This is a genomic window from Pedobacter sp. AC163, assembly GCF_979258665.1.
This window is the reverse complement of sequence record NZ_OZ409872.1, coordinates 4,596,020-4,622,458: the sequence shown is the minus strand read 5'-3', so window position 1 is coordinate 4,622,458 and position 26,439 is coordinate 4,596,020. Positions and strand designations below refer to the sequence as shown.

Genomic DNA, 26,439 nt, shown 5'->3' with positions numbered 1-26,439 from the left:
TGATGAACACAGATTTAACAAGTTAAATCTGTGTTCATCTGTGAAAATCTGTGGCAAAAAATGACGTATGAAGAAATTTCTAAAAATAGCAGCAGTGATTTTAATATCGCTGCTGATTTTTTTTATTGGTACGCTCAAGTACAGGAATTACAGTGCCAATCAAATAGCTATTCCAGAAAATACCACTTCTTTAGTAAAGATAAGGGTTGATGAAATTTTAAAAACATTGGCTTTCAATGCCATCTCAAACCCGGTTCATTACTTTAGATCAGATACAGGGAAAAATGTTGGGCGTTCTTTTAAGCGCTTTGACCATGGCCTAAGCATTCCTGCAAACCTATATTTGTATACCATAAAGAATCAACCGAGCACCTCTTTTTTTGCCAGATTTAAAATCAGGAATCTCCAAAATTTTGAAGATTTTTTAAGCAAGGCCGTAGGTTTTAAAATTAAAAAGGGTAGCAATGAGTTTAACTATGCAAAATCTGTATTGGGTAACGTAGCAATCTGTTACGATGAAAAAAGTGCTGCGGTAGTTTTTTCAAGTCAGATTGCAAATTTTGATGTGGCCCTGAAAGATGTTTTAAATGAAAAAAATTTCAAAAAAATGAGTGATGGTGGATTTAGCCAGCTGATCAGTTCCAGTAGTCACGTCGCTTTTCAAGAAAATGCTCAGCTTGCGGAGCTTAACTTTAAAAATGGCGAAATCAGTTTCAATGGAATTTTTAATACGCCAGAAGGAATGAAAATTAAGAGCGGGCTTTACAATCGCCAGCCGGCCAATACAAACAATGTAATGAACTTTTGGCTGAATGCAGATTTCGAACGAAACACGAAAAAAGAATTTAAGCTAAAAAATGTGGTTATTGAGCAAGATAGTCTGATAAAATACTATCATGGGCAGATTGACATGGAATGGATAAATACCACAAAGCAAACGGATTCGATTATTACTTATGAATACAACGATGATTTCGAAAAGGTGCAAAAAGTAACGCTTCAGCAAAAAGATGTTCCAAATGTTCTGATCAATATTTCTGCTGATGCTTTGCCGTTAAAAAACTACCTGGCCCGTCAAAACTCTATAAATTTTGATAGTGGCATAGTTAGGAAATCGGTTTTTCCTCTTTACCAAATATTTGTTGGGGGAAATAGCAAGCAACTTACCTTCAGCACAAAGAAAGCACCATCTCTTCATCAATATTCGCAAAAATCCAATAACTTCCTTGCCTTGAATGTCAATTTTAAACAATTAAACCGACAGTTTAGCTTGCCAATAATCTCCAGGTATCTGGAAAGCTTGAAATATTTAACCGTGTCAGCTCAAGCTACTGGCGACAAGAAAATCGCCTTACAAGGCAACTTAAAAATGAACAATCAAAACATCAACGCACTTTATCAACTTTTGAAAACCCTGTAGAATTTTATCATTCCAATATTCTTAATAAATTTATTGCAACAAACTAATAGCAAATATGCTCCACGACAATCTTATTTTAATCCTCATTTTGTTACTCGGCGTGACATTATTGGTGATGGTTGGTCAGAAATTAAAGATTTCATACCCTATTTTTTTAGTATTAGCAGGATTAATTATCGGATTTATTCCTGGCATCCCTCATGTAAAAATCGATCCTGATATTGTCTTCCTGCTCTTCTTACCTCCACTTCTTTATGAGGCCGCATGGTTTACCTCATGGAAAGATTTTTGGGAATACAAAGGTGGGATCTTTTTAATGGCGGTAGGTTTGGTAATTATTACATCAATGGCTGTAGCTTATGCTTCCGTTGCATTTATACCGGGCTTCACTTTGGCATTAGGATTTTTATTGGGTGGAATTATTTCGCCGCCAGACGCCGTTGCTGCAGCCGCGGTACTTAAAGGATTAAAAATTCCAAAAACGGTAAGTGCTTTACTAGAGGGCGAAAGTTTAGTAAACGATGCTTCCAGTTTAATCGTGTTTAAATTCGCTTTGGTTGCAGTTACCGCCGGAACTTTCGTTTTGCATGATGCAGCGATAGATTTTGTTTCCGTAGCTGGTTGTGGTATTTTAGTTGGATTGGCCGTTGGTGGTATCTTTTACGCTATACACAGATGGCTTCCAACAACTGAAAACATTGATACTGTGCTTACATTAATTACGCCCTACTTCATGTATATCGTAGCAGAACATTTTGAGGGTTCGGGTGTAATGGCCGTAGTTTCTGGAGGTTTATTACTCTCCAGTCAATCGCATATTATTTTAACTTCAAGCTCGCGAATTAAAACCGTTTCGGTTTGGTCTGCCTTGATATTCCTTTTAAATGGCGTAGTTTTTATTTTGATAGGTTTGGCATTGCCAGATATCGTAGCAGGGCTTGGCCCAGATTACCCGATAGGTAGAGCAATAGGCTACGGCGTGGGAATAAGTCTACTTGCTTTGGTAGTCCGCTTTATCTGGCTCTTCTCCACTGCCAGGATCACCAGGATTTTTAACAAAAAAACGAGAGTGCGCTACCAAGACATGACCTGGCATTCTTCGTTAGTAATTGTTTATGCCGGAATGCGGGGCGTAGTTTCTTTGGCCGCAGCATTATCTATTCCGGTAATGATTTCCGATCAGATTCCATTTCCATTAAGGAACCTGATCTTATTTATCACCTTCGTGGTTATATTCGTAACGCTGGTGGTACAGGGCTTAACGTTACCGTTTTTTATCAAATGGCTAAATATCCCAGCTCCGAAACATAAATTATCTGAACAGGAACAGACCAGCCAGATTAAACTTAAATTAATTGATCTCTCGTTGGATAAACTAAAAGCTGATTATCAATATCAATGTACCCACAATGAGTTAATGGTAAATTTAAAAGCAGAACTTCAACACTCGTTAATTGAAAAGAAAGATACTCTGAAAGCCTTTAAAGCTGGACAGATTGATCAGGTAGATTTGAAAGCATATCATGAAATTGTGCTGGCTTTGATTCAGGTTCAAAGGGATGAACTACATCATTTGAAAAGTAACAAAAACTACGACGATGATATTATCAGAAAAGAAGAATGGCGTTTGGATTTGGAAGAGTTGAGTATCACTTCCTCTGAATAAGGATTTACAATTGACGTTTTAACTTTGCATTGTTGCTTGCCGGTAGCAGTCAGGCGAAAACGATTTTCCTCGACTGAAGCGATTTCATTTGAGGTATTATTTTATCAAATGAGATTGCTTCGTACCTCTTAAGGTACGACCGCTTTTAACGTCACTAATATCGATTTTTATGAAATAAATTGACCCTACCATTGACGTTTTTAACTTTCCGTCATTGCGAAATCGATTTTTCATCGATTGAAGCAATCTCATCTGTGATACTATTTTATCAAATCAGATTGCTTCGTACCTCGCAAGGACGACTGTTCTCAACGTCATTTATATTGATTTTTATGAAATAAATTAACCCTCAGATTGACATCCACAATAGATTGCAACGAAGCGGGGCCAACCCAACCCCACAAAGCAAAGAACTAAAATTTCTAAAAAAAAATCCTTGCAAATTTTATATCTGAAAGGATTTATAATAAGATTGCAAATCTTGATAAAATCGAGATTCGCAATTACAGTTATAGGCTATGGCCAAACACCTAAGTTCATGTAAGAAACAGCAATTTTATCAATCGAATTAACAAATGCCGCTGTTCTTAATGTTTGGGTCGCTGGTTTATTTACCAATGTCTCACGGATTTCGTGGTAAGAATGAATCATTGTATCTTCCAAACCAGAGTTCACCAATTCGATCTCAGATGCACCTTTAACAATCATTAAGCGGTGTTCTGGAAGGATAGTTTTACCCGTTAAGTTTTCTAGAGTATTAATTAGGTTAGCGTTTGAATTAGCTGCGTAACGGTTTTCCATGCGGCCGAAAGCTACGTGAGAAAGATTTTTTAACCACTCAAAATAAGAAACCGTAACACCACCGGCATTGCAATACATATCTGGAATAATTATCCCGCCCATTTCTGTGAAAATAGCCTCAGCTTCTGGAGTTGTAGGTCCGTTAGCGCCTTCGGCAATAATTTTTGCCTTAACGTTGCGGATGTTATGCTCAGTAAACTGGTTTTCTAAAGCTGCCGGAACAAGTATATCGCAATCCTGCTCTAAGCCGTCCATCGAATTTTTGAAATCTGTAGCACCTGGGAAACCAAGAATTGAACCCGTATTTTTGCGGTGTGCAAAAACTTCGTCTACATTTAAGCCGTTAGGATTATAGATTGCTCCTTCGTACTCACATAAACCTACGATTGTCGCTCCAAATTCGGCCAGGAATTTAGCAGAGTGATAACCCACGTTACCCAAACCCTGAACAATTACTCTTTTATCTCCTAAACCCGCTTTGAAGCCAAGTTTAGCCATATCTTCTGCAACATCTACGCATTCACGAACGGCATATGCTACGCCACGGCCAGTAGCTTCTTTACGTCCGCGGATACCGTGGAGCGCAATTGGCTTACCCGTAACACAACCTAACGCATCTAGCTGACCTGGATTCATGGTCATATAAGTATCTGCAATCCAGCTCATTTCGCGTTCGCCCGATCCATAATCAGGAGCAGGAACGTCGATACCAGGACCAATAAAATTTTTCTTGATTAACTCTGTTGTATAACGACGAGTGATGGTTTCTAACTCGGCAACACTATATTGTTTAGTGTTGATTTTGATACCACCTTTAGCGCCACCAAATGGAACGTTTACGATGGCACATTTGTAAGTCATAAGGGCTGCAAGCGCCATTACTTCATCTTCGTTAACCATTTCGCTGTAGCGAATACCACCTTTTGTCGGACTCATGTGATGCGAGTGTTCCACACGCCAAGCATCAATTACTTCGAAACCATTTCCACGGCGAATTGGGAATTGGAAACGATAAACACTATTACACGCTTTAATCTGGTTCAATAAACCTTCAGGATGGTTGGTGAATTGAGCCGCACTGTCAAAGTTCTTGCATACATCAGCAAAAAACTTGTTCTCGTCTGCTAGATTAGCCATTATTTCTTTTTTATGAATTAAGTATGCCGCAAAATTGCCTAAAAAAAACGCATATATCCAAATGAAAAAATACTTAGTGTAAAGCCAACACCAATCAAAACTTCAGAGAAAGACAGCTTCAAACTGTTTAAACTTAGTTTTTAGGTGAGTTTTCTTTTTCGATTTTTTTTAATCTTTTATCGATAGAGAAAAGGTAAGCCAATAATCCAAGCAAAATGATCACTATGCAGGCAACAACAACGTAAATTTTACCATCGCTACGCAACTTATCCGCCATTTCTACGCCATTATCTTGCGCAAATAGCTGGATTGTAACAAGCATTAATATTAAGGAGAACAATATCTTTTTCATGTTAGTTTAATTTTTTGGTGTTTTAATTTTGGATGGCTAGTCTCTAATCCTTTTTCCTTGCTCTTTAATCTAATTTGCTTGTTGTTTGTTTTCTAGGGACCGTAGTCTGAATCTAATGGTGTAAACCCAGTAACCAATTAATATCCAGCCTAAGCATGCCGGGTAAAATACCATCCGCATTCGGCTATCTAAATCGTAGCTGTTAAAACCCGGGTTACCGCCATTTCCAGGATGTAATGAATCTTTTAGTCGTGGTAAAACGAATAGCAGAACCACCATCATCGGGAAGGCGAAGATGTTATAAATGGCAGAAATTTTAGCTCTTTTTTGTTCCTCATCTATCGCATTGCGAAGAATTAAGTAAGCAAAATAGAGTAAAACTGAAATGGCTGCAAAGTTTTGTTTAGGATCGAAACTCCAAAACTGGCCCCATGTATATTTTGCCCAGATGGCACCTGTTACTAATCCTAACAGACCAAAAATGATCCCTGCATTTACGCTTTCTACAGCTTTCATATCATCAATTTCACTTTTGGAGCTAAGAGATTTAATGCTGTAAAAGACAGAAATGGAAAACAATACAATCATGGCAAACCACATAGGTACATGGAAATATAAATTCCTGATTGATTCATTTAAAATAGGCAAACGAGGCACGCCAAGCAACAAACCTGCAATTGCAGTATAAACTACCAGCACTGAACCTAAAATTTTCCACCAAGTTTTATTCATACATATATTAATTTTGAAGGAGTGATTTTTGAATGAGTGAATATTGCCGCTGTTACTCAATTTTAAGCGATAGAAATTCACATTCACTCAATCATTCATTCTATAATTCAATCATCTTTTAGTCCCGCCAAAGGTAAGGAAATAACAATAATGAGGTGGCAACGGTAAGCACATTTACAACCAACAACATTCCAATTTCATCGTAACTATTCTCCCAGGGCAAGCCATCAACTGCATTTTTTGCTAATTTTATTAAAAGTATGAGTACCGGAATAATAATCGGGAAGCTTAAAATTGCCATCAGCATTCCACCGTTACCGGCTTTACTTGCAATGGCTGAAACCATGGTAAAAACCGTTGAAAAACTGATGCTACCCATCACTACCGCTACGTAATATAAAAGCAAATCGGGCGGTGTAAACGAATCGAACACCAAAGTATAAAAACCTAATGCGATGGTAGTTAATACCAACATTAGCAAAACGTTATAAACTGTTTTCGATATTAAAACTGCAGCCGGACTCGCTAAAACGTAGCTATATAACTGTTGTCCTTTAGTTTCCTGCAAAAAACTTTTTGAAACTCCGTTGATAGATGCAAACAAGATAATTATCCAGAACAATGCATTCCAGGCAAGCTTATCGCCTAAGCTTACAAAAGATAAATAGCAGGTAAAAATGGTAGAAACTACATACAATAATACACCGTTGATGGTATATTTGGAGCGCCACTCTAACAGCACTTCCTTGTGGATTAAATATTTAACCTCATTGGCCAATTGCATAACCGCAAAGATACTTTTATTGATAAATATTGTAAGGGTAATTTGTTGGATTGTTGTAATATTGTTTAAAGTTTTAGCTGTTAAATATTAGCCACGGAAACACAGAATACACGAAAAACTATCTGTTAGATTACTTAAAAGTTAATGATGTTTTTTTTATTCCGTGGACTCCGTGCTTCCGTGGCAACAATGTTTTATGGATTATAAGAAAAAACGAAGCTAACTAAAAAAAAGAATTAGCCACGGAAACACAGAATACACGGAAAACTAGATTACTTAAAAAGTAGATAATATTTTTTATTCCGTGAACTCCGTGCTTCCGTGGCAAAAATATTTTATGGATTATAAGGAAAACGAAACCAGCTACAAAAAAGAGTCAGCCACGGAAACACAGAATACACGGAAAATATTAGCCATAGATGAAAAGGATAAACACAGATAAGTTATTTGATTATTATTGTAAGCAAAAATCCGTGCTTATATGCGAACATCTTTGATAAAAAATATGGATTACGCATCTGTTTTAGAATCGCCAATTGGAAAAATAACCATCTTAGCTGATGATGATTTTGTTTACGCCATCACTTTTTCAGACCAAGATGTTGATAAGTTAAGGGAAAATGAGTTGACCAAAATGGTGGCAAAGCAACTTGAAAATTATTTTAAAGGTGATTTAAAAGCTTTCGATTTTCCAATAAAACAAAAAGGAACTGAATTTCAGCAAGGGGTTTGGCAGAACCTACTTAGCATCCCTTATGGCGAAACTACCTCCTATGCTAAGTTTTCGGTACATCAACCCTTAGCCATTCGGGCAATAGCTTCTGCTAACGGCAAAAACAATATTGCTATAGTGGTTCCTTGCCATCGAGTAATTGGTAGTGGCGGAAAATTGGTAGGTTATGCCGGTGGCTTATGGCGAAAACAATGGTTGCTGCAACACGAGAGAGAGGTTTCACAGAAAGGTCAAACAGAATTAAAATTTTAGCATGGATAAATTATCAGATAAAGCCGATACCAAAAATATAAAAGCCATTCGTTTAATCAATATTGTAGATGGGAAGTGTGATTTTGAATCAGGAACAATACCAATCAGACAGCATATTAATGCTAATTACTTCTTCGCTCAAACGGATGTTTCCTTGCAATACAGTCCTCATGCAGCACCACGCAGGCAATACGTTATTACGCTGAAAGGGAAATTAAAATTTACGGTAAGTAACGGTCAATCCTTCATTCTTGAACCTGGAATTATTTTAATAGCTGCAGATACATTTGGTGAAGGACACACCTGGGAAATTTTAGATGGAGAAGAATGGGAAAGGATTTATATCCCGCTGGAAGATGGTGCTGATGACCATTTTACAGCTGACTAGATACAAATTGAGCAATATTGTATCCCATTTCAAATTACTTCAAAGTACCTGGGTTACTTAATTTTTCTCCCTTTTTAGCACTGAAAAGCAGAAAAATTACGCCCACTAAAAGTACAATCCACCCCCATTGAAAATGCACTACCTTACCAATTAACTTATTGGCAAAACCATATTTAGTATAATTATTGGCTGTAAAATAAACTGCAATAACTGCCAGCACATACCAGATGGCCATTACGAAACTCATAAACCGAAAGGCACCGGCTTTTCTGATAAAAAGGAAAAGAACGGAAATTGCGATAATTGCATAGGTAATGAAAAATAGACGGGCATCAGACTGATATAAGTTCCAATTTCCTTTTATCGGCACCTTTAACATCGGACAAAAACCTGCCACTACACATAACAAAATGCCTAACCAGGCTCTGAATTTATTTAGAATTAACATTTTGATTCAAGATTTTAACTGAGGGTTGATTACACTGATTTAATGATTTCACAGATTTTAATAATTGATTTTGCTATTAGATCATATCTTATCACTAATTTGTTTCGCATTTTTTAATGACTAATGACTAATGACTAATGACTAATGACTAATGACTAATGACTAATGACTAATGACCAATGACTCAATTACTGCCCTTCAATAATCCCCATCTTTTCCGCGAAATGCGCACAGTAATCGCGTAAATCTTCCACAATTAAAGTTTCGTTTGTAGCCTTTAAAAAGCTATCACCCATGGTTTGCAGCGTTTCATAGAAAAACCGTTTCATTTCATCAACAGGCATATCTTTTGTCCAAAGATCTATTTTTAAAGTATTTTTATAGTTATGATCCCAAACGGATAAAAACATTGCTTTAGCTGGTACTTTATCCGCATTACCAGAATCAGTACTTTCCCATAGAATGTTATCAGGATTATTTGCCTCGTCTAACTCAACTGTTAGTTTTATTTCTGCTGTCTTCATTTTCAAAAATTGATTATACCGATAAAAAGTATGCAGTTATCAGTTTATTTTTTACGGTTGCAAAGATGCTTATTTTTTGATTTGATTGCACAGATGAATGAATTAGAAAGTTTTTTTTACCCTTGAATTACGCTATTTTTCTGATGATAATGATCAGGATGACGGTGATAACGATAAAGATAGATTCTACAAGCCAAATCTTCTTCAAATCTTTTAGTGTGAAACGGAAAATTAAATCCGTAACAAAAGTAACCAAGATCAGGCATCCTAAAATAAGCAGATAAAAACCACTCATATCGATCTGTCTTGGTGCAGTATCTTTAGCAGTTAATAGATTAAAAACCACTAGGCCTAAACCAGCGGCTCCAATGATGTTTAAAGGGGTAATCCTCAATTTCATTTCACTACTTCTTCTTATCGAAACGTTTACCTTTTTTAAAACTTTTAATTTCTTTTCCAGCCTTAGCTTTAGCTTTTTCTCTTGCCTTCTTATCTATTGCTGCAGCATGTTTTTTCTCATGGAAAGCACCTTTAAAATCAGGATCTTCCTTGCGTTTTTGCATGTCAATTTCCTTGGCAATATGCTGACGTTCCTCATAAGGCGTTTCATCAATGTAAACACCTTCCGGAATTTCAGCTACAGGAATATATTGGCGAATTAGCTTTTCAATTTTACGGATGTAGTATTTTTCAGCATCGGTAGCAAAAGTTATGGCATCACCCTTGGCAAAGGCTCTACCTGTTCTGCCAATTCTGTGCACATAATCTTCAATAATAATAGGTACATCAAAATTTATAACATGACTTACATCGCTCACATCGATTCCCCTACTGGCTACATCAGTGGCCACCAATACGCGGATGTTACCTTCTTTGAAACTATTTATAGAGTTAATTCTAGTATTCTGTCCTTTATTAGCATGAATCACCCGAACATTGTCGGCACCATATCTTCGTTCAATAAAACTGAAGATATTATCAGCAACTGTTTTAGTTTTACAAAAAATAATCAACCTGGTAAAGGCCTCATCATTTTTTAAAAGATGTTGTAACAGATTGATTTTTGTTTTGAAATTTGGAACGTAATATAAGGTCTGCGTAACATTAGCAGCAGGTGTAGCCTGTGCAGATGCCTCAATTACCAAAGGGTTATTCAAGAAATCTCCGGCAATTTTTTGAACTAAATCGCTCATTGTTGCAGAGAACAACAGGTTTTGGCGTTTGCGTGGAACGATTTCTAAAATCCGATGTATCGAACCAATAAAGCCCATATCCATCATTTTATCGGCCTCATCAAGTACCAAAAATTTTAAGCTTTGCGTATTAATATCGCCATCTAAATATAAATCCAGAAATCTTCCAGGCGTAGCAATTAAAATATCAACGCCTTTTGCTATTTGCTCTTTCTGCGTTTTCGGACCAATTCCGCCAAAAATTACCAGCGAGCGCAGGTCTGTATAGGTAGAGAACAGCTTCACCTGCTCAGCAATTTGCATGGCCAGTTCACGTGTCGGAGATAAAATTAAAGCCCTCGGATTTTCACCCTGAGCATATTTTAACTGCATTAAAATGGGCAAAACGAAAGCCGCAGTTTTTCCAGTTCCGGTTTCGGCGATACCAAAAATATCTTGTCCGGATAGCACCGGTGCAATTGCTTTTTCCTGTATCGGGGTGGCAACGGTATAACCCGCATCGGCAACTGCATTTAAAATTTGCCTGTTTAACTTAAATTCTTCGAACGATTTTGCCATAGCGCACAAAGATAGGCTTTTTAAGCCGAAAGGCTTAAACTAGTGTGAAGTTCGGAGTCGTGAGCCGTTAGTCCATAAAGCCAAAATCACTTAAGAGATTTATGGGAAAGCAATTCCAGCATTTTCTTTAATTACGGTAGTCCTGCTATCATTTCAAGCTTTTTTTAACTCCTGTCATTCTGAGGCACTAAGAATCTCTTTCATCGGTTGCAGATGCTTCGTACCTCAGCACGACAAGTATTTTCGGGGTTGCTGCGAATCAAAAAAGTATTTACACTTTATCTCGTTTATTTAAATCAAAACAGCAACATCAAACTTAATTTACACCTTTCATCCGCCCAATCTGGCTACTTTATACTTTTTACTTTATACTTTATACTTCCCACTTTCTACTAAAACACTACCTTTGAAACCATGAATGCTTACCTGATAAAAGCCGCAACAATTGTAAACGAAGGTCAGAAATTTGTTGCCGATGTATTAATTAAAGATGGATTTATTGCCAAAATAGGTCAAAACCTTTCTGCGGATAATGTAGAAGAAATTAATGCCGAGGGACAGTACCTTTTACCAGGAATGATTGATGATCAAGTGCATTTTCGCGAGCCAGGTTTAACACATAAAGCAGATATTTTTACGGAAAGCATGGCAGCCGTGGCAGGTGGAATTACGTCTTTCATGGAAATGCCAAACACGGTTCCAAATACCTTAACGCAAGATTTACTTGCTGATAAATATGCTATTGCTGCAGAAACTTCATTAGCCAATTACTCATTTTATATGGGTGCCAGCAATGATAACATTGAAGAAGTTTTAAAAACCGACCGAAAAAATGTGTGTGGCATTAAAGTTTTCATGGGTTCGTCAACGGGTAATATGTTGGTTGACAATGAAAAAACATTGGAAAATATTTTTAGCAAAGCGCCAATTTTGGTAGCTACGCATTGCGAAGATGAGGCCACTATCCGCCATAATTTAGCAGAATTTAAGGTAAAATACGGTGACGATTTAACGATAGAAATGCATCCGCTGATTCGTAGTGCTGAAGCTTGTTATAAATCTTCTTCTTTAGCGGTTGAGCTGGCAAAAGCCTACCAAACGCGTTTGCACATTCTTCACATTTCAACGGCGAAAGAAATTGCACTTTTCGATAATAGCATCCCACTGAAAGATAAAAAAATAACTGCAGAGGCTTGCGTTCATCACCTTTGGTTTAATGATCAGGATTACGCAACTAAAGGAAACTTCATCAAATGGAATCCTGCTGTTAAAACGGAAGAAGATCAGAATGGTATTCTTCAAGGTGTCTTAAATGATAATATTGATGTGATCGCCACCGACCATGCGCCACATACCTTGGAAGAAAAACAACAGCCTTATTCACAAGCGCCATCAGGCGGACCATTGGTTCAACATGCTCTGCCTGCTTTATTGGAAATGCATTTACAAGGCAAAATTTCATTAGAGAAAATAGTGGAGAAAACGGCACATAACCTGGCTATTTGTTTTGATATTGAAAAACGTGGCTTCATTCGCGAGGGCTATTGGGCAGATCTAGTTTTGGTTGATTTAAAAGACTCGTGGAAAGTAACCAAGTTGAATAATTTCTACAAATGTGGTTGGAGTCCTTTTGATGGAGATACTTTCCAAGCCAGCGTTACACACACTTTTGTGTCAGGAAATTTGGCCTACCAGAAAGGCAGATTCACTACCGACCAGATTGGCAAGCGACTAACTTTTGCGAGATAGATTTGTTATATTTGTTTATTAAGCAACATCAAAATGGAAACTTTAATTGCACATCCCAAAAACGAAGAACAAGCCACAGCTTTAAAAGCGGTAATGAAAGCTTTGAAAATTGATTTTGAGACCAAAAAGAGCCCATATAACCCAGAATTTGTAAAAGATATTTTGCAAGCCCGTGAAGATATTAAGAATGGCAAAGGTGTAAAAATTGCCGTTGAAGATTTATGGAAGTAATATATGCTCCAAAAGCTATTGAGCATTTAAACTACTGGAAAAAATCTGGCAACAAGGCTATTCAGAAAAAAATTCAGCAATTAATTTTAGCTATTCAAGAAAATCCATTTGAGGGTATTGGAAAGCCTGAACCACTAAAATATGAATTGTCCGGTTCTTGGTCTAGAAGAATTAATGAAGAACACAGAATTGTTTATGAAATTCACGATAACGGAATTATTATCTTGGAAATTCAATCTTTAAAAGGCCATTATTAATGGTATATAAGCATTCGGTATATAAAATATTTTTGGTTTCAATCAGTTTAACTATACTGATTTACATCTTCGGCCTATTCCCAAGCCTTGTTCAAAAATATTATTCAGCAGGCTTTTATCCATACATTTCATCGGGTTTAAGATTTTCATCCTCCATTTTCCCGTTTGCCATTGGTGATATTGTTTACGCATTAATTATTGGTTTTGTCGTTTACAGAATCATCAGGTTTTTCAAAAAAAGAAAATCTTTACAGAGAGTACACAGAATTATAATTCCGCTGCAAGTTTTAAACTTTTGTTTAATTCTTTACATCATTTTCAAATTGGTTTGGGGCTTAAATTACAGTCGAACGAGTGTTAGTGAAGCGCTAGGTATTGGAAGTGAAAAGTATAGCGTAAAAGAGTTGCTTCTTTTGGGCGAATATTTTGTAAAAAAAACAAATGATTTAAAGTTAAAGCAGACGGGAATTCCCGCTTACTCTATCAAGGACTTGGAAATTGGCTCATCAAAAGCTTATCACTTAATGGAGAAAAGGAATTCGTTATTTCGCTATAAAAACCCCTGTTTAAAATCTGTTTTAAGTCCTTATTTAGTGAGCAAAGCAGGAATAGAAGGTTACTATGCGCCGTTAACCGGAGAGGCAAACATGAATATGGCCTTGCCTGATTTTGTAAAACCTTATGTTTCTTGCCATGAAATTGCTCATCAACTAGGCATTTCGTACGAAGATGAAGCTAATTTGCTAGGCTATTTAACTGCAAGTAATAGTCCCGATGTGAATTACCAATATTCGGCCAATTATGAAATGTTAAGGTATATTTTGTTTGAAATTAGAATGAAATCTCCTGATGATTACAAAATACTTCATGATAAATTATCAGAAAAGGTTTTAGATGATTTTAAAACGGAGAAAGAATTTTGGCGAAAATACAACGGCGACATGTTCGGATACATGGATGCCGCTTTCGATAGTTTCTTAAAGCTCAATAACCAACCTAAAGGAATCGATAGCTATCAGGATATTGTGATTTGGCTGTGGAATATTCATAAAAAAGAGTTGAAAGTTAAAAGTTAAAAGTTCCAGGTTGACAGTGCAATTTGAATGGTATTTACGCCCAGAACATACAACCTATAACATACAACTTTCAACTTCTATCCATGTATCGCCTCTCTCGTTCCGAAACTTTGGATTAACTCCCCTTCAAATTCCAACCAGTCTTTCCAGCGTTTATCAACATCAACATCTGTAGAATATTTACGGGCGAAATTTAGAAAAGTAGTGTAATGACCAGCCTCCGAAACCATAAGCTCGTGGTAGAATTTCGCTAATTCTTCATCTTTTATATTAAGCGAAAGCACTCGAAAACGCTCGCAACTTCTGGCCTCAATCATTGCAGCAAACAACAGTCGATCAACAAAAGCCTGGTTTCTGCTACCGTCTTTTTTACTGAACTTGACTAAACGGCCAACGTAATCATCTTTCCTTTCTCTGCTTAAAGTATAACCGCGTTGTTTAATAATTTCAATTACCATTTGAAAATGCTGCATTTCTTCAATTGCAATGGCTGTTAATTCATCAACCAAATCTTGATGCTCAGAGTTTTGAGTGATCAAGGTGATAGCGTTTGATGCTGCTTTTTGTTCGCACCAGGCATGGTCAGATAAAATTTCCTCTAAATTCGATTCAGCAATATTTGCCCAACGTGGGTCTGTTAACAATTTTAATCCTAACATGTGGTGGTGTAATTGAGCTGCAAAATTAAGAATATTTAAGATACGTTTAATATCTCCCGCAGATTTAGAAGATAAACGCAGATCTGGGTTTTTAATCTGCGAAAATCACATTTATCTGCGGGAGCAAAAAAAAAGAGCTTATTTTGTAGAAAATGAGTAGAAGCGCAAAAAAAATATTAATCATTGGATTGGTTTGGCCTGAGCCTACTTCATCGGCAGCGGGAACAAGAATGATTCAATTGGTTGATTTGTTTTTGCAGAAAGGTTATCAGGTCACTTTTGCCTCCGCGGCATCGAAAAGTGATTTCAGTTTTGATTTCTCACCCACTTCAGTAATTGAGGAGCCAATAAAACTAAATGATGAGAGTTTCAATTTATTTCTTCAAAAGTTAAACCCCGATATTGTACTCTTCGATCGCTTTATGGTTGAGGAACAGTATGGTTGGCGGGTTCAGCAGGAATGCCCCGATGCGCTTCGGATTTTGGACACTGAAGATTTACATAGCCTGCGAAGTGCAAGACAGCAAAGTGATAAAAAGCAATCGAAAATCGATTTATTTTCTGATACAGCAAAAAGAGAGATTGCTTCTATTCTACGTTGCGATCTTTCCCTAATTATTTCTGAGGTGGAAATGAAAATTATGGAAGAAACTTTTAAAATTGATCTTTCGTTACTCTACTACCTCCCGTTTCTTGAAAATGAAATTACAGAGGAATCCATTAAAAGCTGGACTCCTTTTGAAGAAAGGGCAGGTTTTGTTTTCATTGGCAATTTTCTACATGAACCGAATTGGAACACTGTTCAGATTTTGAAAACCAAAATCTGGCCAGCATTAAGGAAGAAACTACCTGGCATAAATATGAATATATACGGTTCTTATGCTTCTCAAAAAGTATTACAATTGGAGAATAAAAACGAAAAATTTTTTATTCGTGGAAGAGCCACTGATGCAAGACAAACAATTTCAACGCATAGAATTTTACTGGCTCCTATCCAGTTTGGTGCGGGTGTTAAAGGAAAATTTATCGATGCCATGCAAGTTGGAACGCCATCTATTACCACTTCAATTGGTGCCGAGGCCATGAAAGGTTCGCTGGAGTGGAATGGTTTTATTAAAGACGACTTAGAAAGTTTTATCGAAAAAGCGGCTTTGCTTTATAATGATGAAACCGCTTGGTCTTTAGCTCAAAAAAATGGAATTAAGATTATCAATGAACGATATTCTTCTACGCATTTTGCTGACTCATTTATAAGTGTTTTAGAAAATCTGGATATCCAGAAACATCGTCAGCATAATTTTATTGGTCAGATTTTGAATCATCATACTTTGCAGAGCACAAAGTATATGTCTTTGTGGATTGAAGAGAAGAATAGAAAGTAGTTTGTCTTAGCCAGACAGGCTTCCCACTTTTTCTTGATAAAAATGTACAAAGCCGAGTGTTTTTACCTGTTTAATAGCAGTGTCCAGCTCCCCTCCCTTATTTTCCAAGGAGGGGTTGGGGGTGGTTTGCTTCCCAAAAGCGTTTTACATCTGTCCATAAACCTGATTGACGGGGAAAGCCCAAACTTTTTTCTGTTTGGCTTGTACCAAAAGCAGGGCTGCTTTTCGCGAAGGATTACAGATCCATTCATTTCCAATCAGATTTTGAGATTTTCAGGATAAGAAAGGATTACGGACCAGGATTTTAGGATTGAAAGATGAAACAGAACTTACGGCTTTAATTTTCGGACTTTCCGCCCTCGGACTTACCGGCTTTCTTTACAACATTAAAACATTTCAATCTCTAAACATTGCAACAATCTGCGTAAATTCGCAGCATGGCAAAAATTTCAATTAACCTTGCTACAGGTTCGTTTCAGAAGGAAGAAATTATAGTAGGCATAGATTTAGGCACCACAAACAGTCTGGTTGCTTTTATCAATCCTGATAAAAATCCGCAGGTAATTAACGATGCTGGTAAGGGAATTTTGGTTCCTTCGGTGGTATATTTCAACAGCCAAAACGAAGCAATTGTGGGTAATGAGGCGAAAGAATTCTTAACTACAGATCCTGCTAACACCATTTTCTCGGTGAAGCGATTACTTGGCCGCTCTTACAAAGATGTTGCTGAACACAAAGATATATTTTCTTACAAAGTGATTGATGATGACACAGATGCTTTGGTAAAAATTCAGGCAGGAGATCGTTTTTATACGCCGATTGAATTATCTGCTGAAATTTTAAAAGAACTGAAAGCGAGAGCAGAACATGCTTTAAAAACACCTGTGAATCGGGCTGTTATAACTGTTCCGGCATACTTTAATGATAGTCAGCGACAGGCTACAAGGGATGCTGGAAAACTTGCCGGCCTTGACGTCATGCGGATTGTTAACGAACCAACCGCGGCAAGTTTGGCTTACGGAATTGGGCTTGATCCGACTGAGCAAAAAACCATTGCCGTTTACGATTTAGGTGGTGGAACTTTTGATGTTTCTATCCTCCAAATTCAAAATGGAATTTTCGAAGTTTTGGCTACCAATGGCAACACTTACCTTGGCGGCGATGATTTCGACCGGGCGATTTTAAACTATTGGATTGAAAAAAATAAAATTGATTTTGCAGCGGTTGCTGCGGATAATATTTTAATGCAAACCTTGCGTTTAAAGGCTGAAGCAGCTAAAAAAGCGCTTTCTACGCAAAATTTATACAACGAGCAGGTTGGCGAAATCTGGTGTACTTTGGATAAGAAAACTTTCGAGCAACTGATTACCGCAAAGGTGGATGAAACCATCACTGCTTGTAAAAATGCTTTGAAAGATGCAGATTTAACTTCAGCAGATATTGATGAAGTAATTTTAGTGGGCGGTTCTACCCGTACGCCATTTGTAAAGCAGGCGGTAGAGAATTTCTTTGGCAAAAAACCGCAGGATAATATTAATCCTGATGAAGTTGTGGCCTTGGGTGCTGCTATCCAGGCTGATGTTTTGGCTGGAAATCGTTCTGATATTTTATTGCTTGATGTTACTCCTCTTTCGCTTGGTATCGAAACGATGGGTGGTTTAATGGATGTAATTATCTCCCGTAACAGCAAAGTGCCTACCAAAGCCGGTCGCCAATACACCACTTCGATTGATGGGCAGGTAAATATAAAAATTTCTGTTTACCAGGGTGAACGCGATTTGGTAAAGGAGAATCGTAAACTAGCGGAATTTGATTTGAAAGGGATTCCGGCGATGCCTGCAGGTTTGCCGAAAGTAGATATCAACTTTTTGCTAAATGCTGATGGAATTTTAACGGTACAAGCTATTGAACTCCGTTCGGGTGTGAAGCAGGAAATCGAGATTACACCAAGTTATGGGTTAAGTGATGATACAGTTGAAAAAATGTTGTTGGATAGCATTGAATTTGCGCAAAGCGATGTGGAGCAACGCATGTTGATTGAGGCTCGAAGTGAGGGCGAGCAACTCCTTTACACTGCAGAGCGTTTTATTGAAAAGCATGCTGAACATTTAACAGACGCAGAAATTGCCGAAACAAAAGTTCATATCGAAGCTTTGAAAACTGCTTTAGCCACACAGGAAAAAGATACGATTTTGAAAAAAGCCGATGAGTTGAATGAGTTCACTCGTCCGTTTGCTGAACGTGTAATGGACGCGGCGATTTCCACAGCGATGAAAGGTAAGAAGATAGAGTAAGTCCGAGGTTGGGAGTTGGAAGTCCGATGATATTAATTCTAATTCATTTAAAGCATTTCACTTTGAGCTTGTTTCATAATCATTTGCGCTATATGGAAAAACAAATCTAAATTCATCATTCAATTAAAAACCAATGCTGAGGAATTTGTTTTGTATTATTTTCAGTTTGTTAATTCTATCAAATTGCAGTAACAAAAAGAAAAACAATGAAGAAGAAGAAGAAACCATCATTACCGCACTTCTTCCTGCAATAATTGACTCAACCTGCATGGATTTGAGGATATACGAATTTCGACTACCTGTACCTAAATCAGTTTATGATAAAAATAATAAGTTTATCAGATTTGATTATTCTAATTTAGCAAAAGATTCAATCATCTATAAAGGAAGACTAGATTCTTTAAATAAAGACACGAGTACCTTATATGTGCAGTTTAATCCTATATTAAAAGATGTTGATGAAAAATACAAACAGGAATTATTTTATCACTTCAAAATTAAAGAGGAAAAAGAAAGGCCAAGAAATGAAACGCTAACAATTCCTTACCAAAACATCAAAACCAAAAAGAAATTTAAACTTCAAATTTCTTCAAAAATGCCAAAAATTAATAAGGCCGATGGTGTTTTTAGCAATTATGGTTCAAGTTTTTCCGGTTCGTTTTCTATCTCTAGAATTTATTTTGACATGGAAAGGAATTTTGGAGTTCTAACTGTTGGTTATTTCTGTGGAACGAGATGTGGAGAAGGGTTTACCATCTTTATTAAAAAAGTAAGCGATAAATGGATAATCGATGAAATTGTAAATACTTGGATTGCTTAATGACAATGAATTTTCTTACCATACATCAAAACTTCTCTGCCCCTAACCTATTAACTTTGCTATATAAATTTTAGCAATTATGGAATTAGGTATCGGCATGTTCGGCGATTTGCAAGTTAATGCAAAGGGAGAAATTCAACCCGCCCAACAAAGACTTCAAGAAATTATAGAAGAAATTAAATTGATGGATGAAGTAGGATTAGATTTCTACGGCATCGGTGAACACCATCGTCCTGATTATGCAGTTTCGAGTCCGGAGATTATTTTGGCTGCAGCCGCAACAGTTACCAAAAATATTAAGTTAAGTAGTGCAGTATCGGTTTTGAGTTCTTCAGATCCAGTAAAGCTCTACCAAAATTTTGCTACTATTGATTTAATTTCAAACGGCAGAGCCGAATTAATGGCTGGTCGCGGGAGTTTTATCGAATCTTTTCCATTATTCGGGTACAATCTTCAGGATTATGATGAACTTTATGAAGAGAAATTAGCGCTGCTTTTAAAAATTAATGAAGAACCAAAAATAACCTGGAAGGGAAAATTCAGGCCCGAGCTGGTTAACCAGCAGGTTTTACCACGGGCTGTTAATGATCATTTAAAGATTTGGGTGGCCGTTGGCGGTACACCGGAATCGGTTGAACGTGCCGGACGATTGGGTTTACCCGTGATGTTTGCGATTATTGGTGGGCAGCCTTCGCAATTTAAACCGCTATTTGATTACTACAAAAAAGTTTATCAGGCTTACGGGCACGATATGAGTAAATTTGAAGTTGGTGTACATATGCACTCACTATTTGGCGAGGATAGTCAGGAAACAGCAGATTATTATTATCCTTTATACTCCGCTCAGATGAATAGAGTTGGAAAAAGCCGTGGTTGGCCTCCGTTCCAAAGAAATCAATTTGAAGCTGGCAGAAGTGCTAACGGCGCTTTGATTATTGGCGATGCCGCTGAATCTGTTGATAAAATTCTTGCTATGGAAGAAACCTTTGGCTTAACCCGTTTCTCAGCACACATGGACGTCGGCGGACCATCACATGCGGCAATGATGAAATCGATAGAAATCTTCGGAAACAAAATCGCCCCGGAAGTGAGAAAAGCTTTGTCGAAATAGTCTCAGATCGTCCTTTCGAAATGAGCTTTCGCGATTGAGAAATCTTTGAAATGGCAAACACTGGTTTTTAAAAATCCTTGGCTTGGCTCAAAGAAAGCATGTAATAAACGCTTAATATTTATTGTCTTTCGAAATCAGATTGACGAAAGTATAAACATAACAACCTATACAAACGCCTAGTAAGCTTTCGAGCAAGGCAAAAATTATCATTATTGCAGTTAGCGTTAAGGCCACTGTTGAAAAATTCAGTATAAATGTCGCGGTAATCAATAGGCAGAAAACAAAGCCCATGGTTGCCGCGAATTTCTTAGGCGCTAAATCAGTCATTTTTGGCTTTAAGCTCAAAGCCTTAGCTAAATTAATGGCTATGAACTTCATCGGACTAAATTTTCCAGAACTAAAGGCCCGTAAAGCAAAATCTATAGTTAGGAAAAACATAACCCAATAATTTGAGAATATAACACAGCCAATTGCAATGCATGCAACCATAAATGCAATCAATCTAACCACATTTTCATTTACTCTTTCTGCTGAGATGGGACAGGATATTTCCATTTATCTTTTTTTCAAACCTACCAATTTAAATACACCAATCGAATATTTTCCTTAACCTTGTAAAATTCATTCCTATATTTAATAAATTAACGACTACCGAAAATATAGAATGGATAATTCAGAGAGATTAAACTTCCTTTTAATGAAGCTCGAAAATTTATTGCTTAGGCAACAAGGTTTTGAGGCAGAAATAGAAGCTTTAAAACAAGAAGTAAGGGCTTTACAATCGCCAGGCGCTGCTAATGTTCAACCCTTAACACCAGTTGCCGAACCTATTCTTTCACCTCCGCCTAGAAATACTCCACCAAGTACGGTAAATCAAAATAACCCTGCACCACAAGCTGCTCCAAGTCCATTCCAACCGCCCGTAAATCAACCGCAAAGTAATTTCGCAGATCGGTTTACACGTGAAAACATGGTTAAATCGGATTTTGAGAAGTTCATCGGAGAAAATCTGATCAGCAAAATTGGTATTCTCATATTAATTCTTGGCGTGTGCATCGGGGCAAAATACGCTATAGATCATGATATGATCAGCCCGCTCACCCGGATTGTTTTGGGCTATGCGGTCGGAGCCGGATTAATGGCTTTCGCAATTAAACTGAAAGAGAAATATGAAAACTTTTCGGCTGTATTAGTCAGTGGTGCCATCGCCATCATGTATTTTATTACTTATGCAGCTTATGATTTCTATTCGCTTATTCCGCAAGCATTAGCATTTCTGTTGATGGTTGTCTTCACTTCTTTTACTGTTGTAGCTGCCATAAAATACAACAAGCAGGTTATTGCCCATATTGGTTTGGTTGGTGCTTATGCTGTTCCATTTTTGCTCAGCGATGGTTCAGGAAAGATTGGCGTATTGTTTACCTATATGGCTATCATCAACATCGGCATCCTGATTTTGAGCTTTAAAAAGTATTGGAAGCCACTTTTTTATGCATCTTTCAGTTTAACCTGGATCATATTTCTTTCCTGGCGATTAAATTTAAGAGGTGAAGAAGATCATTTCGCCATATCGCTTTTATTTTCTTCAGTGTTTTTCATCATTTTTTACATTACCAATTTAGCTTACAAGGTGTCAAAAAAGGAAATCTTTGGCTTTAGTGATGTCGTTATTTTGCTTTTGAATTCTTTCATTTACTACGGAATCGGATATTTTATTTTAGCTGCTAACAAAAATAGTGTTGAATTACTAGGGCTTTTTACGCTCGCAAACGCCGTGATCCACTTTATAGTAAGCTTAATTATTTACAAGAAGCAGCTTGCTGACAGAAACCTATTCTATTTGATTTTAGCCATGGTGATCACTTTTATTACGATGGCTGTTCCGGTGCAACTTAATGGCGGTTGGGTAACTATTTTCTGGGCAGTTGAGGCCGCTGTACTCTTCTATTTGGCAAGGGTTAAAGGCATTGCTATCTACGAAAAGCTATCATTTCCATTAATATTTTTAGCGTTCTTTAGCCTTTTAGAAGATTGGGCAAGGTTTAACGACATAAATTATGGAAATGCACCACATGTACTTCCATTTTTAAATGTCAGCTTTTTAACTGCCTGTATCTTCATTGGTAGTTTTGCCTGGATGCTGAACATCAATACTAAGGAAACCGAAAAATCTGGCGATTGGCTCTGGATAAGAAGCATTTTGAATTATGCGCTTCCATCAATTCTGGTTCTAACTGTTTACATTACTTTCCGAATAGAAATAGTTCGTTATTTCAGTGGTTTATTAGAGTCAACAAAAGTTACACTCCGTCAAAGAAATGGTTTTGACGATGCAAGCCATGCTTTTAATTATAATTATGAAACCCTTACAGCGGCCTGGCTTTATATCTATTCTATGTTTTTTGCCGCTGCGCTAACCTTTCTAAATATTAAAAAAATTCAGAAAAACGAACTAGCCATTGCAAATCTTATCATCAACCTGATGATGATTTTACTTTTCCTAACTAATGGATTATACACGCTTAGTGAACTGCGTGATAACTATTTATCAACCGAAAACGAATATTTTAATATCAGTTCATTTAATATTGTTATCCGATATATATCGATAGCATTTTTTGCACTCCTTATTGCTCAATGTTATTATTTGCAAAACTCAGGGCTGCTTAAAAAGAACTTCAAAACTATGTTCGAGTACCTGCTTTACATTTCAATTTTATGGGTTATTAGCAGTGAGTTGATTAACATTTTGGAGCTATCTGGAACAGATAAGAGTTACAAACTTGGTTTGAGTATTCTTTGGGGGATTTACTCCTTATTCCTCATCGGAATGGGAATTGCAAAAAACAAAAAACATTTAAGGATTGGGGCAATAGTATTATTCGGCATAACGCTAATTAAACTTTTCTTTTATGATATTTATTCGTTGAGTACAATCGCTAAAACTGTGGTTTTTGTCTCGTTGGGAGTGCTTTTACTTATAATTTCTTTTCTCTACAACAAATACAAACATTTAATTATTGATGATGTTAAAACTGAAAATTAGTATTCTTTTAGTGTTTTTGCTTGGTCATGGAATTGCTCAAGCTCAAACCAGCAGCTATAAATTTAAAAGAGATATTAGCGGTGTTAATTCAATTTGGCATAGCATAAAACTACCCGAACAACTGTATGCAGCCGAAAATAAGGGCTTCCAAGACTTAAGAATTTTTGGTGTGAATGGAAAAGATACCACTGAAGTTCCTTATTTACTAAAGCAGCGGGTAGATCAATTTATTTCGAAGGAAGTAGACTTTAAAATAATTAATAAAAGTTCGGATTTAGGCCTCTATTATTTCACATTTCAAGCCAATGCTGCGACTACAATTAATCAGATTAATTTATCATTCAAACAAAGTAATTTTGATTGGCAGGCTACTTTGGAAGGCAGTAACGATGACTTAAAATGGTTTTCTATTTTGAAAGATTACCGCATTCTTTCAATTAAAAATAATGATACTGATTATCAGTTTACTAAATTGAGTTTTCCCGATTCAAAATATCAGTATTTCAGAATGGCCTTGAAAAGCCCGGTTCAACCTGAATTATTAGAAGCAAAAATTTTTAAAACCGATACTATAAATGGCACTTATCAGGATGTAAAATATAAGGCTTATAATTTATATAATGATGCAAAAGCTAAGGAGACAGTTATAACCGTTGATTTAACTCGTCTAATGCCAGTATCAAATTTAAAGCTTAATGTTAACAACGACTTTGACTTTTATCGATCTTTTAAAATCGAATACGCAACTGACAGTGTCAAAACAGAAAAGGGCATGCAATATAATTATGCTGAGTTATATAACGGGACTTTGAGTTCCCTTGAGCCCTCAACATTTAATTTTCCAAATACCATTGCCTCGAGACTAAAAATAACCATCCAAAATAACGACAACAGACCTTTAAGCATAAGCGGCCTAGAACTGAAAGGAAATATCTTCGAACTGGTTGCTCGTTTCGATAACCCAACTCTCCAGTACGCTTTATACTATGGAAATAATACAGTTGCTGCCCCAAATTATGAAATTGAAAAATTTGAAAGTAAAATCCCTTCTGTTTTAGCTGCTTTAACCATCGGCAAAGAGCAGCAAAATCCAGCGTATGCTGAAAAAATTGAGAAACCATTATTTGAAAACAAGGCTTGGTTATGGGTTTTAATGGCAGTTATTATAGCATTGTTAGGTTGGTTTTCATTTAAAATGTTGAGGAATTAAGATCGTATTAAAAAGAAAGTTAAGCATAACATAGAAAACTCGATATGCTAAGAAGTTTGATATTTCGTATTAAATATATAGAGACAAATACAGAGATCATTTGATAGATTAAAAACATGAAGAATATTTTTCAACCCGCAGTAACTAAAGAAGTTATTGAAAGAATTAACAAATTAAGCCCAAATACTTCACAGCTTTGGGGTAAAATGAACGTTTCTCAAATGCTGGCCCATTGCAATGTAAGTTACGAATTGGTGTATGATACCAAACATGCAAAGCCTAATCCATTTATGAAATTCATCATGAAAGCTTTTGTAAAGAACATTGTCGTAAGTGAAAAACCTTATAAAAGAAATAGCCAAACTGCGCCATCGTTCGTAGTTACTGATGAAAAGGAATTTGAGAAAGAAAAAAATCGCTTAATTTCTTACATCAATCAAACGCAAGAGTTAGGCGAAAATCATTTCGACGGAAAAGAATCACACTCTTTTGGAAAGCTAACCAAGACAGAATGGAACAATATGTTTTACAAGCACTTAGACCATCACTTAAATCAATTTGGCGCTTAGAATTTGATTAATTTATGTAAATTCATAGTATGAAAAGATTAACGATTTTAATTATGTTAATCATCCCTTTCATTCTATGCACTTCCTGGGGTTTCTTTGCGCACCAAAGAATTAACAACCTTGCAATTTTCACCCTTCCGCAAGGCATGATCGTATTTTACAAGAAAAATATAAAGTTTATCACTGAACATGCAGTAGACCCTGATAAACGAAGATATGCTGATACCCTGGAAGCACCCAGGCACTATCTTGATGTAGAAAACTATGAGAAAGATATCGATAGTATTCCTGAAAAATGGAACGATGCATTAGCGAAATATGGTCAAAAACATCTCAATACAAATGGGATAGTGCCATGGCAAATCCAGCGTACCTATTTTAGTCTGGTAAAAGCATTTGCTAGTCGTGATTCGATAAAAATCTTAAAATACTCTGCAGATTTAGGTCATTATATCGGCGACGCTCACGTACCGTTGCATACTACTGCAAATCACAACGGCCAATTAACAAATCAAGTTGGCATTCATGCTTTTTGGGAGAGTAGATTACCGGAGCTATTTGCTTCGAATTATAACTTTGTTGTCGGCAAAGCGAAATACATTGAAAATCCTTTAAAAGATGCCTGGAAGATCGTTAAACATACCCATAGCTTGGTAGATACGGTTTTGACTTTAGAATCAAACTTGGCAGCAGCTTTTCCTTCCGATAAAAAATATAGCTTTTCTGAACGAAACAATACCGTTTTAAAACAGTATTCCGTTGAGTACTCAAAGAGGTATCATGATCAAATGAATAAGATGGTTGAGCGACAAATGCGATCTGCTATTATAGAAATTGGATCATTTTGGTATTCTGCCTGGGTAGATGCAGGACAACCGGAGCTTAAGAACCTGGTGAAGTTAGAGCTTGACCCCGCCGAAAAGCAAGCCAACGAAGAGGCGGAAAAGAAATATCAGCAAGGCACTGTTATTGGAAGAGAACTTTAAGCTAGGCGTAAGTATGAATGTAAAAGCCGCAAATAAACAGGTAAATCTGATTATTTGCGGC

26 protein-coding genes are annotated in these 26,439 nt (G+C 36.8%); 16 read left to right on the top strand and 10 right to left on the bottom strand.

What is annotated here, in order from left to right; translation table 11 throughout:
- The first annotated feature begins 67 nt into the window (after positions 1-67).
- The gene (locus ACZZZK_RS19870; RefSeq protein WP_463485645.1) at positions 68-1,420 is read left to right on the top strand and encodes a hypothetical protein; all 1,353 of its coding nucleotides are present in this window, start codon (positions 68-70) and stop codon (positions 1,418-1,420) included.
- A gap of 55 nt (positions 1,421-1,475) precedes the next feature.
- The gene (locus ACZZZK_RS19865) at positions 1,476-3,086 is read left to right on the top strand and encodes a Na+/H+ antiporter (RefSeq protein WP_463485644.1); all 1,611 of its coding nucleotides are present in this window, start codon (positions 1,476-1,478) and stop codon (positions 3,084-3,086) included.
- Between the two features lie 516 nt (positions 3,087-3,602).
- Here ACZZZK_RS19865 and ACZZZK_RS19860 read toward each other — a convergent pair.
- The 4 genes from ACZZZK_RS19860 to ACZZZK_RS19845 all read right to left on the bottom strand — a co-directional run bounded on the left by ACZZZK_RS19860 (position 3,603) and on the right by ACZZZK_RS19845 (position 6,892).
- Positions 3,603-5,024: a Glu/Leu/Phe/Val family dehydrogenase gene (locus ACZZZK_RS19860; RefSeq protein WP_056851338.1), complete on the bottom strand. Its 1,422-nt coding sequence runs from the start codon at positions 5,022-5,024 to the stop codon at positions 3,603-3,605.
- A gap of 133 nt (positions 5,025-5,157) precedes the next feature.
- Positions 5,158-5,376, bottom strand: a complete 219-nt coding sequence (locus tag ACZZZK_RS19855) for a CcmD family protein (RefSeq protein WP_463485643.1) — start codon at positions 5,374-5,376, stop codon at positions 5,158-5,160.
- Between the two features lie 69 nt (positions 5,377-5,445).
- Complete coding sequence (gene ccsA, locus ACZZZK_RS19850; protein WP_463485642.1) at positions 5,446-6,108, bottom strand: cytochrome c biogenesis protein CcsA; 663 nt, start codon at positions 6,106-6,108, stop codon at positions 5,446-5,448.
- Between the two features lie 118 nt (positions 6,109-6,226).
- On the bottom strand, positions 6,227-6,892 hold the full coding sequence (locus tag ACZZZK_RS19845) for a heme exporter protein CcmB (RefSeq protein WP_463485641.1): 666 nt from the start codon (positions 6,890-6,892) through the stop codon (positions 6,227-6,229).
- 505 nt (positions 6,893-7,397) lie between these two features.
- On the opposite strand from ACZZZK_RS19845, the gene ACZZZK_RS19840 reads away from it, so the two are divergent.
- Entirely contained in the window at positions 7,398-7,877 is a 480-nt protein-coding gene (locus ACZZZK_RS19840) for a methylated-DNA--[protein]-cysteine S-methyltransferase (protein ID WP_463485640.1), read from the top strand.
- A 1-nt stretch (position 7,878) separates the two neighbouring features.
- The gene (locus tag ACZZZK_RS19835) at positions 7,879-8,265 is read left to right on the top strand and encodes a cupin domain-containing protein (RefSeq protein WP_463485639.1); all 387 of its coding nucleotides are present in this window, start codon (positions 7,879-7,881) and stop codon (positions 8,263-8,265) included.
- Between the two features lie 34 nt (positions 8,266-8,299).
- On the opposite strand, the gene ACZZZK_RS19830 is transcribed toward ACZZZK_RS19835, so the two are convergent.
- The 4 genes from ACZZZK_RS19830 to ACZZZK_RS19815 form a co-directional block, all read right to left on the bottom strand.
- A complete protein-coding gene (locus ACZZZK_RS19830) occupies positions 8,300-8,713 on the bottom strand; it encodes a hypothetical protein (protein ID WP_463485638.1) in 414 nt (137 codons plus the stop codon).
- Positions 8,714-8,901: 188 nt separating this feature from the next.
- Positions 8,902-9,237, bottom strand: a complete 336-nt coding sequence (gldC, locus tag ACZZZK_RS19825) for a gliding motility protein GldC (RefSeq protein WP_010602534.1) — start codon at positions 9,235-9,237, stop codon at positions 8,902-8,904.
- Positions 9,238-9,364: 127 nt separating this feature from the next.
- Positions 9,365-9,637 carry a hypothetical protein gene (locus ACZZZK_RS19820; protein WP_463485637.1) on the bottom strand — a complete coding sequence of 91 codons (273 nt, stop codon included), beginning with the start codon at positions 9,635-9,637 and terminating at the stop codon, positions 9,365-9,367.
- Between the two features lie 4 nt (positions 9,638-9,641).
- Positions 9,642-10,988, bottom strand: a complete 1,347-nt coding sequence (locus ACZZZK_RS19815) for a DEAD/DEAH box helicase (RefSeq protein WP_056851345.1) — start codon at positions 10,986-10,988, stop codon at positions 9,642-9,644.
- A gap of 414 nt (positions 10,989-11,402) precedes the next feature.
- On the opposite strand from ACZZZK_RS19815, the gene ACZZZK_RS19810 reads away from it, so the two are divergent.
- Genes ACZZZK_RS19810 through ACZZZK_RS19795 form a run of 4 tightly spaced genes read left to right on the top strand, consistent with a single transcriptional unit; the run spans position 11,403 to position 14,301 of the window.
- On the top strand, positions 11,403-12,737 hold the full coding sequence (locus ACZZZK_RS19810; protein WP_463485636.1) for a dihydroorotase: 1,335 nt from the start codon (positions 11,403-11,405) through the stop codon (positions 12,735-12,737).
- Positions 12,738-12,770: 33 nt separating this feature from the next.
- Positions 12,771-12,968 (top strand): DUF2683 family protein, encoded by a 198-nt coding sequence (locus tag ACZZZK_RS19805; RefSeq protein WP_463485635.1) that lies wholly within the window; start codon positions 12,771-12,773, stop codon positions 12,966-12,968.
- On the top strand, positions 12,959-13,225 hold the full coding sequence (locus ACZZZK_RS19800; protein WP_463485634.1) for a Txe/YoeB family addiction module toxin: 267 nt from the start codon (positions 12,959-12,961) through the stop codon (positions 13,223-13,225). The genes ACZZZK_RS19805 and ACZZZK_RS19800 overlap by 10 nt, the downstream gene beginning before the upstream one ends.
- Positions 13,225-14,301 carry a DUF3810 domain-containing protein gene (locus tag ACZZZK_RS19795; protein WP_463485633.1) on the top strand — a complete coding sequence of 359 codons (1,077 nt, stop codon included), beginning with the start codon at positions 13,225-13,227 and terminating at the stop codon, positions 14,299-14,301. The genes ACZZZK_RS19800 and ACZZZK_RS19795 overlap by 1 nt, the downstream gene beginning before the upstream one ends.
- Positions 14,302-14,378: 77 nt before the next feature.
- On the opposite strand, the gene ACZZZK_RS19790 is transcribed toward ACZZZK_RS19795, so the two are convergent.
- On the bottom strand, positions 14,379-14,960 hold the full coding sequence (locus ACZZZK_RS19790) for a MiaE family protein (RefSeq protein WP_463485632.1): 582 nt from the start codon (positions 14,958-14,960) through the stop codon (positions 14,379-14,381).
- Positions 14,961-15,112: 152 nt separating this feature from the next.
- Between ACZZZK_RS19790 and ACZZZK_RS19785 the strand changes: the two genes are divergently transcribed.
- From ACZZZK_RS19785 to ACZZZK_RS19770, 4 genes are all read left to right on the top strand, one after another.
- Positions 15,113-16,342 carry a glycosyltransferase family 4 protein gene (locus ACZZZK_RS19785; protein ID WP_463485631.1) on the top strand — a complete coding sequence of 410 codons (1,230 nt, stop codon included), beginning with the start codon at positions 15,113-15,115 and terminating at the stop codon, positions 16,340-16,342.
- Between the two features lie 437 nt (positions 16,343-16,779).
- Positions 16,780-18,636 carry a molecular chaperone DnaK gene (dnaK, locus tag ACZZZK_RS19780; RefSeq protein WP_463485630.1) on the top strand — a complete coding sequence of 619 codons (1,857 nt, stop codon included), beginning with the start codon at positions 16,780-16,782 and terminating at the stop codon, positions 18,634-18,636.
- A 133-nt stretch (positions 18,637-18,769) separates the two neighbouring features.
- Complete coding sequence (locus ACZZZK_RS19775) at positions 18,770-19,456, top strand: hypothetical protein (protein ID WP_463485629.1); 687 nt, start codon at positions 18,770-18,772, stop codon at positions 19,454-19,456.
- Positions 19,457-19,535: 79 nt separating this feature from the next.
- A complete protein-coding gene (locus ACZZZK_RS19770) occupies positions 19,536-20,567 on the top strand; it encodes an LLM class flavin-dependent oxidoreductase (protein WP_463485628.1) in 1,032 nt (343 codons plus the stop codon).
- A 111-nt stretch (positions 20,568-20,678) separates the two neighbouring features.
- Here ACZZZK_RS19770 and ACZZZK_RS19765 read toward each other — a convergent pair whose 3' ends face one another.
- Positions 20,679-21,122 carry a DUF4395 domain-containing protein gene (locus ACZZZK_RS19765; protein WP_463485627.1) on the bottom strand — a complete coding sequence of 148 codons (444 nt, stop codon included), beginning with the start codon at positions 21,120-21,122 and terminating at the stop codon, positions 20,679-20,681.
- Between the two features lie 142 nt (positions 21,123-21,264).
- Here ACZZZK_RS19765 and ACZZZK_RS19760 point away from each other — a divergent pair, with 142 nt between their 5' ends.
- The 4 genes from ACZZZK_RS19760 (at position 21,265) to ACZZZK_RS19745 (ending at position 26,378) form a co-directional block, all read left to right on the top strand.
- Entirely contained in the window at positions 21,265-23,613 is a 2,349-nt protein-coding gene (locus tag ACZZZK_RS19760) for a DUF2339 domain-containing protein (protein WP_463485626.1), read from the top strand.
- A complete protein-coding gene (locus ACZZZK_RS19755; protein WP_463485625.1) occupies positions 23,591-24,823 on the top strand; it encodes a hypothetical protein in 1,233 nt (410 codons plus the stop codon). Before ACZZZK_RS19760 ends, ACZZZK_RS19755 begins: the two co-directional genes overlap by 23 nt.
- 116 nt (positions 24,824-24,939) lie before the next feature.
- Complete coding sequence (locus ACZZZK_RS19750; RefSeq protein ID WP_463485624.1) at positions 24,940-25,392, top strand: DUF1569 domain-containing protein; 453 nt, start codon at positions 24,940-24,942, stop codon at positions 25,390-25,392.
- A 29-nt stretch (positions 25,393-25,421) separates the two neighbouring features.
- A complete protein-coding gene (locus ACZZZK_RS19745) occupies positions 25,422-26,378 on the top strand; it encodes a zinc dependent phospholipase C family protein (protein ID WP_463485623.1) in 957 nt (318 codons plus the stop codon).
- The last annotated feature ends 61 nt before the right edge of the window (positions 26,379-26,439 follow it).

Coding starts and splice junctions, on each gene's coding strand:
- ACZZZK_RS19870 (WP_463485645.1), top strand. CDS start 68: ATGAAGAAATTTCTAAAAATAGCAGCAGTGATTTTAATATCGCTGCTG.
- ACZZZK_RS19865 (WP_463485644.1), top strand. CDS start 1,476: ATGCTCCACGACAATCTTATTTTAATCCTCATTTTGTTACTCGGCGTG.
- ACZZZK_RS19860 (WP_056851338.1), bottom strand. CDS start 5,024: ATGGCTAATCTAGCAGACGAGAACAAGTTTTTTGCTGATGTATGCAAG.
- ACZZZK_RS19855 (WP_463485643.1), bottom strand. CDS start 5,376: ATGAAAAAGATATTGTTCTCCTTAATATTAATGCTTGTTACAATCCAG.
- ccsA (WP_463485642.1), bottom strand. CDS start 6,108: ATGAATAAAACTTGGTGGAAAATTTTAGGTTCAGTGCTGGTAGTTTAT.
- ACZZZK_RS19845 (WP_463485641.1), bottom strand. CDS start 6,892: ATGCAATTGGCCAATGAGGTTAAATATTTAATCCACAAGGAAGTGCTG.
- ACZZZK_RS19840 (WP_463485640.1), top strand. CDS start 7,398: ATGGATTACGCATCTGTTTTAGAATCGCCAATTGGAAAAATAACCATC.
- ACZZZK_RS19835 (WP_463485639.1), top strand. CDS start 7,879: ATGGATAAATTATCAGATAAAGCCGATACCAAAAATATAAAAGCCATT.
- ACZZZK_RS19830 (WP_463485638.1), bottom strand. CDS start 8,713: ATGTTAATTCTAAATAAATTCAGAGCCTGGTTAGGCATTTTGTTATGT.
- gldC (WP_010602534.1), bottom strand. CDS start 9,237: ATGAAGACAGCAGAAATAAAACTAACAGTTGAGTTAGACGAGGCAAAT.
- ACZZZK_RS19820 (WP_463485637.1), bottom strand. CDS start 9,637: ATGAAATTGAGGATTACCCCTTTAAACATCATTGGAGCCGCTGGTTTA.
- ACZZZK_RS19815 (WP_056851345.1), bottom strand. CDS start 10,988: ATGGCAAAATCGTTCGAAGAATTTAAGTTAAACAGGCAAATTTTAAAT.
- ACZZZK_RS19810 (WP_463485636.1), top strand. CDS start 11,403: ATGAATGCTTACCTGATAAAAGCCGCAACAATTGTAAACGAAGGTCAG.
- ACZZZK_RS19805 (WP_463485635.1), top strand. CDS start 12,771: ATGGAAACTTTAATTGCACATCCCAAAAACGAAGAACAAGCCACAGCT.
- ACZZZK_RS19800 (WP_463485634.1), top strand. CDS start 12,959: ATGGAAGTAATATATGCTCCAAAAGCTATTGAGCATTTAAACTACTGG.
- ACZZZK_RS19795 (WP_463485633.1), top strand. CDS start 13,225: ATGGTATATAAGCATTCGGTATATAAAATATTTTTGGTTTCAATCAGT.
- ACZZZK_RS19790 (WP_463485632.1), bottom strand. CDS start 14,960: ATGTTAGGATTAAAATTGTTAACAGACCCACGTTGGGCAAATATTGCT.
- ACZZZK_RS19785 (WP_463485631.1), top strand. CDS start 15,113: ATGAGTAGAAGCGCAAAAAAAATATTAATCATTGGATTGGTTTGGCCT.
- dnaK (WP_463485630.1), top strand. CDS start 16,780: ATGGCAAAAATTTCAATTAACCTTGCTACAGGTTCGTTTCAGAAGGAA.
- ACZZZK_RS19775 (WP_463485629.1), top strand. CDS start 18,770: ATGCTGAGGAATTTGTTTTGTATTATTTTCAGTTTGTTAATTCTATCA.
- ACZZZK_RS19770 (WP_463485628.1), top strand. CDS start 19,536: ATGGAATTAGGTATCGGCATGTTCGGCGATTTGCAAGTTAATGCAAAG.
- ACZZZK_RS19765 (WP_463485627.1), bottom strand. CDS start 21,122: ATGGAAATATCCTGTCCCATCTCAGCAGAAAGAGTAAATGAAAATGTG.
- ACZZZK_RS19760 (WP_463485626.1), top strand. CDS start 21,265: ATGAAGCTCGAAAATTTATTGCTTAGGCAACAAGGTTTTGAGGCAGAA.
- ACZZZK_RS19755 (WP_463485625.1), top strand. CDS start 23,591: ATGATGTTAAAACTGAAAATTAGTATTCTTTTAGTGTTTTTGCTTGGT.
- ACZZZK_RS19750 (WP_463485624.1), top strand. CDS start 24,940: ATGAAGAATATTTTTCAACCCGCAGTAACTAAAGAAGTTATTGAAAGA.
- ACZZZK_RS19745 (WP_463485623.1), top strand. CDS start 25,422: ATGAAAAGATTAACGATTTTAATTATGTTAATCATCCCTTTCATTCTA.